This is a genomic window from Agrococcus citreus, assembly GCF_039527715.1.
In the GTDB taxonomy this organism is placed as follows: Bacteria; Actinomycetota; Actinomycetes; order Actinomycetales; family Microbacteriaceae; genus Agrococcus; species Agrococcus citreus.
Genome location: NZ_BAAAKK010000005.1, coordinates 375,277 through 386,559 on the forward strand (window position 1 = coordinate 375,277; position 11,283 = coordinate 386,559).

At 74.6% G+C, this 11,283-nt stretch carries 8 protein-coding genes; 6 read left to right on the forward strand and 2 right to left on the reverse strand.

Annotated elements, in window-relative coordinates; all coding sequences use genetic code 11:
* Nucleotides 1-15: 15 nt before the first annotated feature.
* On the reverse strand, nt 16-4,659 hold the full coding sequence (locus tag ABD106_RS10635; protein ID WP_343920171.1) for an ATP-dependent helicase: 4,644 nt from the start codon (nt 4,657-4,659) through the stop codon (nt 16-18).
* 52 nt (nt 4,660-4,711) lie between these two features.
* Here ABD106_RS10635 and ABD106_RS10640 point away from each other — a divergent pair, with 52 nt between their 5' ends.
* Genes ABD106_RS10640 through ABD106_RS10650 form a run of 3 tightly spaced genes read left to right on the forward strand, consistent with a single transcriptional unit; the run spans nt 4,712 to nt 7,730 of the window.
* Nucleotides 4,712-5,722 (forward strand): acyl-CoA dehydrogenase, encoded by a 1,011-nt coding sequence (locus tag ABD106_RS10640; protein ID WP_343920173.1) that lies wholly within the window; start codon nt 4,712-4,714, stop codon nt 5,720-5,722.
* The gene (locus ABD106_RS10645; protein WP_343920175.1) at nt 5,716-7,020 is read left to right on the forward strand and encodes a PIG-L family deacetylase; all 1,305 of its coding nucleotides are present in this window, start codon (nt 5,716-5,718) and stop codon (nt 7,018-7,020) included. The genes ABD106_RS10640 and ABD106_RS10645 overlap by 7 nt, the downstream gene beginning before the upstream one ends.
* Complete coding sequence (locus tag ABD106_RS10650) at nt 7,017-7,730, forward strand: glycosyltransferase family 2 protein (protein ID WP_343920177.1); 714 nt, start codon at nt 7,017-7,019, stop codon at nt 7,728-7,730. The genes ABD106_RS10645 and ABD106_RS10650 overlap by 4 nt, the downstream gene beginning before the upstream one ends.
* Nucleotides 7,731-7,811: 81 nt before the next feature.
* Here the strand turns inward: ABD106_RS10650 and argG are convergent, their stop codons facing one another.
* Nucleotides 7,812-9,233, reverse strand: a complete 1,422-nt coding sequence (gene argG / locus ABD106_RS10655; RefSeq protein ID WP_343920179.1) for an argininosuccinate synthase — start codon at nt 9,231-9,233, stop codon at nt 7,812-7,814.
* A gap of 167 nt (nt 9,234-9,400) precedes the next feature.
* Between argG and ABD106_RS10660 the strand changes: the two genes are divergently transcribed.
* From ABD106_RS10660 to ABD106_RS10670, 3 genes are all read left to right on the forward strand, one after another.
* On the forward strand, nt 9,401-9,820 hold the full coding sequence (locus ABD106_RS10660) for an SRPBCC family protein (protein ID WP_343920181.1): 420 nt from the start codon (nt 9,401-9,403) through the stop codon (nt 9,818-9,820).
* Between the two features lie 39 nt (nt 9,821-9,859).
* Complete coding sequence (locus ABD106_RS10665) at nt 9,860-10,342, forward strand: SRPBCC family protein (RefSeq protein ID WP_343920183.1); 483 nt, start codon at nt 9,860-9,862, stop codon at nt 10,340-10,342.
* A gap of 71 nt (nt 10,343-10,413) precedes the next feature.
* The coding region (locus tag ABD106_RS10670; protein ID WP_343920184.1) for an NAD-dependent epimerase/dehydratase family protein at nt 10,414-11,283 on the forward strand (870 nt) is incomplete at its 3' end.

The following is an 11,283-nucleotide window of genomic DNA, read 5'->3' on the forward strand; positions in this document are numbered from 1 at the left end:
TGAGGATCCAGCGCATCACGGCCCGATGCGGTAGCCGCGCGGGGTGCGGCGCAGGCCCGCCCGCTCGAGGATGGGCGCGAGGTCGGCGTCGAGCGACGAGCGGCCGTCGACCTGCTCGAGCACGCGCCGGCGGCCGCCGAGCCGCGCGACCGCGTCGGCCAGGCTCTCGAGCGCGCGCACGAGCGCATCCTCGTCGTCGATGAAGGTCAGCAGCGACTTGCCGCCGCGCTCGAGGTGCAGCACCGGGCGGCCGCCGGCGATCGTCGTGAGCGCGCCCACGCGCCGGGTCGGCTTGTGGTCGCCGCGAGCCTCGGGCCAGGGGAGGGTCGCGCCGAACGGATTCGCCGGGTCCACGGTGGAGACGGTCGCGACCGCGTCGCTCGGGCCGCTCGACTGCCGCGCGCGCAGCGCGTCGACGACCGGTGCGTCCGCGAACTGGGCGGCGCCGAGGCCGTCGACGAAGTAGCCGCGGCGGGTGTGGCCGGCCTCCTCGAACGCCTTCAGCACCTGGTAGACGCCGTGGAAGCCACCCGGCACGTCCTCCGCCATGACGCTGCCGCGCGTGACGACGCCGTAGCGGGCGAGCAGCGCGTCGGCGGTGGCCGCGGCGAGCTCGGTCGGCGACCCGGCCGGGCTCGACGCGAGCAGCCACCGTCCGGCGAGCAGCGGCATCGCGTCGGAGCGCGACGGCCGCGCGAGGCCGATGCGGCGCCGGCTCGCAGGCGAGGCGCGCCGGCTCGGCGTCGGCGCAGCGCGCGCTCGAGCGCCGAGCAGGTGAGCGCGCATCGGCGCGATCGTATCGTTCGTCACGCGCCCGGCCCACACGAGCGGCCACAGCACATCCGCGAGCCGTGCGGGGTCGAGCGCCACCATGTCGCCGAGCTGGCGGGCGAAGAGCGCCCCGCCCTCGGCGAGCGCGGCGAGGATCGCGGATGCCTCCGGGTCGTCGTGCGCGACGTCGCGCCGCTGCGCCGTCCCGTCGGCCGCGCGCAGCACGATGCGGCCGTCCTTGCCGGTGAGTGCGCCGGCGCCGACCCAGGTGATGAGGCCGCTCGCGGTCAGCTCGTCGAGCATCGATGGGCGGTAGCCCTTCACGCGCGACGGCAGGATGAGCGTCTCGAGCGCGCTGAGCGGCAGCGGCAGGCCCTCGAGGCCGTCGAGCGCCTCGAGCAGTCCGTCGCTGCCCGTGAGCGGCCGCGTGACGTGCTGGTGCGCAAGCAGGTGGTCGGCGAAGACGGCGTGGTCGACGGGCTCGACGTCGCTGCGCAGCGCCTGCAGGCTGCGGCGCTTGAGCTTCGACAGCACTTGCGCGTCGATCCACTCCTCGCCGGAGCCCCCCGGCCGGTAGGCGCCGGAGAGCACGCGGCCCTGCGCCTCGAGCGCCCGCAGCGCCGACCGCGCGACGGCAGGGGCGAGTCCGAGCCGAGCCCCGACATCCTCGACCGTGAACGGCCCGTGCGTGCGCGCGTGCCGCGCGACGACGTCGCCGATCGGGTCGAGCACCGTCTCGAGCAGCGCCGACGGCACGCCGGGCGGCGGCGGCACGCCGAGCGCGTCGCGCAGCCGCGCGACGTCCTCGATCGCGGCGACCCGATCCTCGTCGCCGATCCGCACGCGCACGGCGCGGCGCGCGTCGACGAGCTCGGTCGCGATCGCGGCGGCGCCCGCGCGATCGAGCGACGCATCCTCCGCGCCCTCGAGGCGCTCGGCGAGCTCGTCGACGGTGAGCGGGCCGAGCAGCCGCAGCAGGTCGGCGGCGCCCTCGAGGCCGCGCGCCCGCCGGTCGGGAGCGAGCCGCTGCAGCTCGAGCTCGATGCGCTCGACCACGAGCGGATCGAGCAGCTCGCGCAGCGCGGTCGTGCCGAGCACCTCGGCGAGCAGCGTCGGGTCGAGCGTGAGCGCCGCGGCCCGCCGCTCGGCGAGCGGCGCGTCGCCCTCGTAGAGGAAGGCGCCGACGTAGCCGAACAGCAGGTGGTGCGCGAACGGCGACGGGCTCGGCGTCTCGACCTCGACGACGCGGATGTCGCCGTGCTGCAGCCGCTCGGCGATCTGCCGCAGCGCGGGCAGGTCGTACGCGTCCTGCAGCACCTCGCGCAGCGCCTCGAGCACGATGGGGAAGTCGGGGTAGCGCTTCGCGACGTCGAGCAGCTGCGCGGCGCGCTGCCGCTGCTGCCACAGCGGCGCGCGACGAGCGGGGTCGCGCTTCGGCAGCAGCAGCGCGCGGGCCGCGCACTCGCGGAAGCGGCTCGCGAAGAGCGCGGTGCCGCCCGCCTCGGTCTCGACGATGCGCTCGAGCTCGTCGGGCTCGAAGCGGATGAGGTCGGCGCCGGGCGGGTCGGCGTCGGAATCGGGGATGCGGATGACGATGCCGTCGTCCGAGGCCATGGCCGCTGCGCCCATGTCCTTGTCCTCGCGCAGCCGCCGATCGATCGCGAGCGCCCACGGCGCGTGCACGCGCCGACCGTAGGGGGAGTGGACGATGAGCCGCCAGTCGCCGAGCTCGTCGCGCGAGCGCTCGACGACGAGCTGCCGGTCGGTCGGCACCGCGCCGGTGGCGGTGAGCTGGTCGCGCACGTACGCCTCGAGGTTGCGGCGCGCTCGCTCGTCGGAGTGCGTGAGCTCGAAGCCGGTGCCGGCGGCGAGCGCGGCGGTCGCGCGCCCGATCGAGGCGCCCAGGTCGGCCGGCCTGCCCTCGTTGTCGCCGTGCCAGAACGGCAGCTTGCCGACCTCGCCGAAGGCGGGCACGACGAGCACCCGGTCGTGCGTGATGTCGACGACCCGCCAGCTCGTCGCCCCGAGCGCGAAGACGTCGCCGTTGCGCGTCTCGTAGACCATCTCCTCGTCGAGCTCGCCGACGCGCGCGCCGGGCTTGCCCTCCTGCCCCGAGAGGAAGACGCCGAAGAGGCCGCGGTCGGGGATCGTGCCGCCGCTCGAGACGGCGATGCGCTGCGCGCTCGGCCGGCCGGTGATCGTGCCGGCGTCGCGGTCCCAGACGACGCGAGGGCGCAGCTCGGCGAACTCGTCGCTCGGGTAGACGCCCGCGACGAGGTCGAGCGTCGCGTCGAACGCGCCGCGCGAGAGCTGCGCGAACGGCGCCGCCCGCCGCACGGTCTGGAACCACTCGTCGACGACGAGCTCGTCCATCGCCGCCGCCGCGACGGTCTGCTGCGCGAGCACGTCGAGCGGATGCCTCGGCATGCGGATGGGCTCGAGCTCGCCGCGCGCCATCCGGTCGGCGACGACGGTCGCGTGCAGCAGGTCGGCGCGGTGCTTCGGGATGATCACGCCGCGCGACGCGTCGCCGACGTTGTGGCCGGCGCGGCCGACGCGCTGCAGGCCGCTCGCGGTGCTCGGCGGCGACTCGACCTGCACGACGAGGTCGACCTCGCCCATGTCGATGCCGAGCTCGAGGCTCGAGGTCGCGACCACGCAGCGCAGCCGTCCCGACTTCAGCTGGTCCTCGATCTCGCCGCGCTGCTCCTTCGAGACCGAGCCGTGGTGCGCGCGGGCGAGCGGCGGCGCCTCGGCATCGGGTCCGGCGGCGTCGCGCGCGGCGGCGCGCTCGGCGAGGCGCAGGCGGATGTGCTCCGACACGTCGCGCAGGATCACGCCGGTGCCCGCGCGGCCCGTCGACGCATCCGCCGCGGAGGCATCCGCGACCGACGCGCCCGCGCCCGCGGACGGCGCCCCGGCCGCCTCCGCCTCGTCGAGCCGCTCGGCATCGAGCTCGTTGAGCCGCGCGGTCAGCCGCTCGGCCGCTCGGCGCGCGTTGACGAAGACGATCGTCGAGCGGTGCCGGTCGACGAGCTCGAGCAGCTCGCGCTCGATGTGCGGCCAGATCGACGGCGTGTCCTGCTTCGTTGCGCCGAACGCGCTGCCGGTCGGCGCTGCCTCGTCGCGCTGCGGGCCGCGCAGGTCGGTCATGTCGTCGACGGGCACGGTGATGGTGAGCTCGATGCGCTTCTCGCTCGGCGGCGCGACGACCGTGACGGGCGCGGGGCCGCCGAGGAACGCCGCGACCTCCTCGGCCGGCTGCACCGTCGCCGAGAGCCCGATGCGCTGGGCCGGCTGCGGGAGCAGCGCGTCGAGCCGCTCGAGGCTCAGGGCGAGGTGCGAGCCGCGCTTCGTCGGCACGACGGCGTGCACCTCGTCGATGATGACGGTCTCGACGGTGCGCAGTGTCTCGCGCGCGCGGCTCGTCAGCAGCAGGAAGAGCGACTCGGGCGTGGTGATGAGGATGTCGGGCGGATGCTTCGACTGCGCCCGCCGCTCCTCCTGCGGGGTGTCACCGGTGCGGAGGCCGATGCGGATGTGCGGCGGCTCCGACCCGTCGGCGCGACCGCGGGCCGCGATGCCCGCGAGCGGAGCGCGGAGGTTGCGGTCGACGTCGACGGCGAGCGCCTTGAGCGGCGACACGTAGAGCACTCGCACGCCGGGCTCGCGCTCCTCGTGCGGCGTCGCATCCTCGCGCTGCAGCCGGTCGAGCGCCCAGAGGAACGCCGCGAGCGTCTTGCCGGAGCCGGTCGGGGCGACCACGAGCGTGTGCTCGCCGCGCGCGATCGCCGCCCACGCCTGCGACTGCGCGGCGGTCGGCGCCGGGAACGCGCCAGCGAACCACGCGCGGGTCGCGGGGGAGAACTGCTCGAGCGCATCGCTCACGCGCTCAGTACAGCACAGCGCGCTTGGGGGACACCCGAGGGAGGATGGTGCGATGTCCTCGACCCCGCTGCCCAGCACGACGATCGATCGCGGAGACGGCGCGCTCGCGCTGCTGACTGTCCTCGGCGCGCTGCCATCGACCGTTGCCGATGCGCTCGCCGCCGGGCCCGCGCTCGCGGCGGTCGTGCCCCTGCCCGCGAGCGGCCGCACGGCGGAGCGGTTCGAAGCGCTCGCCACGCTCGGCGCGCACGACCTCGAGGTCGCGCGCACGATCGAGCCGCACCTCGACGCGGTCGCCATCCTCGCCGAGGCGGGCCTGCCCCCGCGGGCGGGTGCCTACGGCGTCTTCGCCGCCGAGGGCCCGGGCAGCAGGCTCGAACTGCGCGACGGGAGGCTGACGGGAGAGAAGCCGTGGTGCTCGCTCGCCGATCGCCTCGACCGCGCGCTCGTCTCGGCATGGCAGGGCGATGCGCGCGTCCTCGTCGACGTCGATCTGCGGCAGTCCGGCGTCGAGGTCGTGCAGGGCGCGTGGCACGCGCGGGGGCTCGTCGGCATCCCCTCGGGGCCGGTCCGCTTCGACGACGCCGTCGCGGAGCCTGTCGGCGAGCCCGGCTGGTACCTGCATCGATCCGGCTTCGCGTGGGGCGGCATCGGTGTCGCTGCGTGCTGGCACGGCGGCGCGGTCGCGGTCGCTCGGCGCCTGCTCGGCGCCACCGGGGATGCGCCGCTGCGGCTCGCGCACCTCGGTGCGGTCGACGAGGCGCTCACGGCGTCGCGGCTCGCCCTCGCCGACGCCGCACGGCGCATCGATGCCGGTGACGCGTCGGTCGAACCGGGCACGCTCGCGCTGCGGACGCGCGGTATCGTCGCGCGCGCCGTGGACGAGGCGCTCGCCCGGGTCGCGCGCGCCCTCGGCCCCGCGCCGCTCGCGCTCGAGGCCGAGCACGCCCGGCGGGTCGCCGACCTGCACCTGTACGTGCGGCAGCACCATGCCGAGCGCGACCAGGCCTCGCTCGGCGCTGCGGTCGCCGAGCTGGCCGCCGCAGGAGGCAGCGCATGGTGACGAGCGGCGCGCCCCGCTTCGATGGCCAGGATGCCGGCACGCCGCACGAGGCGTGGCTGCGCAGCCCGGCGATGCGCGACGCGCCCTCGCTCGAGCACACCCCGGGCGAGCTGCTGGTCGTGGCCGCGCACCCCGACGACGAGGTGCTCGGCGCCTTCGGCTCCATGCAGGAGGCAGCACGCCGCGGCATCCCCGTCACCGTCGTGGTCGCGACCGACGGCGAGGGCTCGCACCCCGGCTCGCCGACGCTCATGCCCCGGGCCCTCGCCGCCCGCCGCCGCCACGAGCAGGAGACGGCGCTCGCGGGCCTCGGCGCCCGCATCCTCCGGCTCGGCATGCCCGACGGCGCGGTCGACGCGCACCGGCGCGAGCTGGTGGCAGCGGTGCAGCCACTGATCGCGGCGCTGCCCGACGACGGGCTCGTGCTCGCGCCATGGGCGCGGGACGGACACCCCGACCACGACGCGGTCGGGGATGCCGTCGCCGCGATCGCGCGGGAGGCCGGCCGCCACTGCGCCTGGGCGCCCATCTGGGCGTGGCTGTGGGGCGAGCCAGGGCTCCTCGACGGTCTGCCCTTGCGCCGCGTGCCGCTCGACGCCTCGGCGCGCGCCGCGAAGGCGGCCGCCATCGCAGCGCACCGCTCGCAGGTCGCGCCGCTCTCGGGCGATCCCGCCGACCGCGCCGTGCTCACCCCCGCGATGCTCGAGCGCTTCGCGGGTGACGAGTGGCTGGTGCTCGCACCGCGCGCGGAGCCCATGCCGTTCGACGAGCGGTACCTCGCGGAGGGCGACCCGTGGTCGACCCGCACCTCCTGGTACGAGCGCCGCAAGCGGGCGGCGGTGCTCGCGGCGCTGCCCGACGAGCGCTATCGGCTGGCGGTCGAGGTCGGCTGCGGCACCGCCGCCCTCACCGCCGAGCTCGCCGCGCGCTGCGACGGCGCGCTCGGCGTCGACGCCTCGCTCCCCGCGCTCGCGGAGGGGCGCCGCACGCTCGCAGGGCTGCCGAACGCGTGGGTCGAGCACCGCGCCGCTGCCGACGGGCTGCCGGCCGCCGACGTCGACCTCGTCGTGCTGAGCGAGCTCGGCTCCTACCTCGACGCGGAAGTGCTGCGCGGCCTGGTCGAGGAGAGCCGTGACCGCGGTGCGCACCTCGTGCTCTGCCATTGGCGAGGTGAGGGCGACGACATGCTCGCCTCGGCCGAGCAGGTGCACACGATGGCCGGTTCGGTTCCCGGCCTCCGCCGCGTGGTCGAGCATCGCGACGAGGCGTTCCTCCTCGACGTGCTGGTGCCCGCGTGAGCGCTGCCGTCGCACGGATGCTCGTCGTCGTGCCGGCGCGCGACGAAGCCGAGTCGATCGGGGCTTGCCTCGCGAGCATCGCCGCTGCGCGGGCCGCGCTCGCCGAGTGCGAGCCCGCCGTCGCGACCCGGGTGGTGGTGGTCGCCGATGCCTGCACCGACGCCACCGCCGTCATCGCACGCGAGGCTGGGGCCGAGGTCGTCGAGATCGACGCGCGCTCGGTCGGGGTGGCGAGGCGCACGGGCATCGCGCGCGGGCTGGACGGCTGGCGAGCGGCGGGCGGGGGCGCGCAGACCTGGGTGGCGATGACCGACGCCGACAGCACCGTCCCGCGCACCTGGATGCTCGATCAGCTCGACGCCGCCCGCCGCTCCGACGTCCACGTCGGGAGGGTGGTGCCGGAGGCCTCGCACCTGTCTCCGGCCGCGCTGGCCGCATGGCACGCGCTGCACGACGAGCTGCCGGCGGCGGCCGCGGTGCACGGTGCGAACCTCGGCGTGCGGGCGTCTGCGCTCGAGCTCGTGGGCGGCGTCGCGCCGATGCCCCTGCATGAGGACGTCGACCTCGTCGCACGGCTCCGCGGCGCCGGCGCGATCATCGACGAGCGGCTCAGACCGCCGGTGCACACGTCCGGTCGCACGCGGAGCCGCGTGGAGGGCGGCTTCGCCAGCTACCTCGCGGCGCTCGGCGCCGCGCCACAGGTCGAATGACCGGTGTCGCGGTTGGCGGAGCGTCGCGGGGCGTCCCGGTAGGCCCACGCTCGCGTCCGACCGACCGCGGGTGTCCGTGGGTCAGTCCGTGCCGAGGTCCATCGCCGCGCGGTCGTTCCAGTTCTCGACGGCCTCGGGGTCGTCGGTCGGCGACGCCATGATCTCGTTCGAGCGGCCGATCTCGAGCGCGCCGAGCAGCGCTGCCGTCTCGCCCTCGATGAGGCCGGCGGCGGCGTACGCCTCGAGCCGCGAGCGCGAGTCGGCGATGTCGAGGTTGCGCATCGTCAGCTGGCCGATGCGGTCCTCCGGACCGAAGGCCGCGTCGCCGACGCGCTCCATCGAGAGCTTGTCGGGGTGGTACGAGAAGCCCTCGCCGCGAGTGTCGACGATCGTGTAGTCCTCGCCGCGGCGCAGGCGCAGCACGACCTCGCCCGTGACCGACGAGCCGACCCAGCGCTGGATCGACTCGCGCAGCATGAGCGACTGCGGGTCGAGCCAGCGGCCCTCGTACATGAGGCGACCGAGGCGGCGGCCCTGCTCGTGGTAGGTCGCGACGGTGTCCTCGTTGTGGATCGCGTTGAGCAGCCGCTCGTACGCGATGTGCAGCAGCGCCATGCCCGGTGCCTCGTAGATGCCGCGGCTCTTCGCCTCGATGATGCGGTTCTCGATCTGGTCGCTCATGCCCAGGCCGTGACGGCCGCCGATCGCGTTCGCCTCCATGACGAGCGCCACCGCATCCGGGAACTCCACGCCGTTGATCGCGACCGGGCGACCGGCCTCGAAGCGGATCGCGACGTCCTCGGTCGCGATCGCCACCGACTCGTCCCAGAACTTCACGCCCATGATGGGCTGCACGATCTCCATCGACTCGTCGAGGTGCTCGAGCGTCTTCGCCTCGTGCGTCGCGCCCCAGATGTTCGCGTCGGTCGAGTAGGCCTTCTCGGTCGCGTCGCGGTAGGGGTAGCCGTGCTCGACGAGCCACTCCGACATCTCCTTGCGGCCGCCGAGCTCGGTGACGAAGCGCTGGTCGAGCCACGGCTTGTAGATGCGCAGGGCGGGGTTCGCCATCAGCCCGTAGCGGTAGAACCGCTCGATGTCGTTGCCCTTGTAGGTCGAGCCGTCGCCCCAGATCTCGACGCCGTCCTCCTTCATGGCGCGCACGAGCAGCATGCCCGTGACGGCGCGGCCGAGCGGCGTGGTGTTGAAGTAGGTGCGGCCACCGGAGCGGATGTGGAAGGCGCCCGTCGCGAGGGCCACGAGACCCTCCTCCACGAGCGACGCCTTCGCGTCGACGAGTCGTGCGGCCTCCGCGCCGTACTCGTTCGCGCGCCCGGGCACCGCGTCGATGTCGGGCTCGTCGTACTGGCCGATGTCGGCGGTGTAGGTGAAGGGCACGGCGCCGTTGTGGCGCATCCACGCGACGGCGCACGACGTGTCGAGGCCTCCGGAGAAGGCGATGCCGACGCGTTCGCCGACGGGCAGGGAGGAGAGGACCTTGGACATGCCCTCAATCCTACGGTTCTGGGCGGATGCGCCCGGCCCTCAATGGAGCTGCGCTCGCGTTGCGGGGGCCCCAACCTGGGAACCGGCTCATTGTGAGCGCCTCAGGACAGTGGAAGGATTCCGGTGGGGTACAACCCCGGTCGAAGTCGCAAGTGTCGGGAGTGAAGATGCAGATCGACGAATCCTTCGAGGTCGCAGCACCCCGCTCCGAGGTGTTCCGGATGCTGACCTCGTTCGAGCAGTTCGCGGAGTTCATGACCGGCGTCGAGTCGGTCTTCGCCGAGACGAAGGAGCGGCTGCGCTGGCGCGTCTCGATCGCGGGCGTGCCGGAGACGTTCTACGCCGTGATCACCGAGAACGTGCCCGACGAGCGCATCGCGTGGTCGAGCGTCGACGCCACCACGACGTTCTGGTCCGCGCAGCTGACCGAGATCGACCCGGGCATGACATGCGTCACGATGCACGTGCGCTGGGAGCCGCGCGGCGACGTCTCGCTCGACGCGCCGGAGCTCGACGAGCTCGCGGTGCGCTGCGACTTCCAGCGCTTCCGCCAGCTGGTCGAGAGTCTCCCAGCCGCCGCGGCGTAGCATCGCCATCCCCGTCCGACGACAGCTAGGAGCATTGCAATGCCGCAGGTCACCGAGAGCATCGACGTCCACGCCCCGATCAGCGCGGTCTACGCGCTGTGGACGAGGTTCGAGGAGTTCCCCCGCTTCATGGGCGGGGTCGACTCCATCACGCAGCAGACCGACACGCAGCTGCACTGGAAGGTCTCGATCGCAGGCGTCGAGCGCGAGTTCGACGCGGAGATCACCGAGCAGCACCCCGACGAGCGCGTCGCGTGGCGCAGCACCGACGGCGAGACGCACGCCGGCGTGGTCACCTTCCACCGCATCGACGACGCCGTGACGCGCGTCAACGTGCAGATCGACTGGAAGCCCCAGGGCCTCGTCGAGCAGGCTGGCGCGCTGCTGCAGGTCGACGACATGCAGATCGGCAACGACCTCAAGCGCTTCAAGGAGATCGCCGAGCAGGCGCCGTCGCAGCAGGCGGCCGAGTCGGGCTGGGACGGCGACGTCCAGCGCCCGGCGGACAGCACCGGTCACTGACGCTTCGACGATCAGCACGGACGCCCCGGGCCTGAGCGAGCGCGCTCAGGACCGGGGCGTACGTTCGCGCCATGGGCATCGAGCACCGCAGCGTCATCCAGGCTCCCGTCGACGAGGTCTTCTCGTGGCATGAGCGGCCGGGCGCGCTGCAGCGCCTCTCGCCGCCGTGGCTGCCGGGCGCTCCGCGCCGGGAGGCGACGTCGCTCGCCGACGGCCGCGCCGAGCTCGCCCTGCCCGGGGGCCAGGTCTGGGTCGCGCAGCACGATCCGGCCGGCTACGTCTCGGGCCGCGCATTCGTCGACGAGCGCGTGCGCGACGGGCTCTCCTCCGTCGCCCTCGCCCCGCTGCACTGGCGCCACGAGCACCGGTTCGAGCCGCTCGGCGACGCGACGATCATGCACGACCGGGTCGAGACGCAGGTCGGCTCGCGGCTGCTGCGGCCCATGTTCGTCTACCGCCACCAGCAGCTCGCCGACGACCTCGCCCGACACCGCGAGCTCGGCGCCGCGCCGATCACCGTGGCCATCACCGGTGCATCCGGGCTCATCGGCACCGCGCTCGCGGCGTTCCTCAGCACCGGCGGGCACCGCGTGGTGCGGCTCGTCCGGCACGAGCCCGGGCCCGGGGAGCGGCACTGGGATCCGGATGCGCCTGCTCCCGACCTGCTCGACGGCGTCGACGCGCTCGTGCACCTCGCGGGCGCCTCGATCTTCGGCCGCTTCGGCGACGACCACCGCCGTCGCGTGCGCGAGAGCAGGGTCGGGCCGACGAGGCGGCTCGCCGAGCTCGCGGCCGCGAGCGGTCTGCGCGCCTTCGTCGGCGCATCCGCGATCGGCATCTACGGCGACGACCGCGGCGACGAGCCGCTCACCGAGCAGAGCCGCCCGGGCTACGGGTTCCTCGCGGAGGTGGTGGTCGACTGGGAGGCGGACTCGGCGGGG

Coding starts and splice junctions, on each gene's coding strand:
- ABD106_RS10645 (WP_343920175.1), top strand. CDS start 5,716: ATGGTGACGAGCGGCGCGCCCCGCTTCGATGGCCAGGATGCCGGCACG.
- argG (WP_343920179.1), bottom strand. CDS start 9,233: ATGTCCAAGGTCCTCTCCTCCCTGCCCGTCGGCGAACGCGTCGGCATC.
- ABD106_RS10640 (WP_343920173.1), top strand. CDS start 4,712: ATGTCCTCGACCCCGCTGCCCAGCACGACGATCGATCGCGGAGACGGC.
- ABD106_RS10660 (WP_343920181.1), top strand. CDS start 9,401: ATGCAGATCGACGAATCCTTCGAGGTCGCAGCACCCCGCTCCGAGGTG.
- ABD106_RS10665 (WP_343920183.1), top strand. CDS start 9,860: ATGCCGCAGGTCACCGAGAGCATCGACGTCCACGCCCCGATCAGCGCG.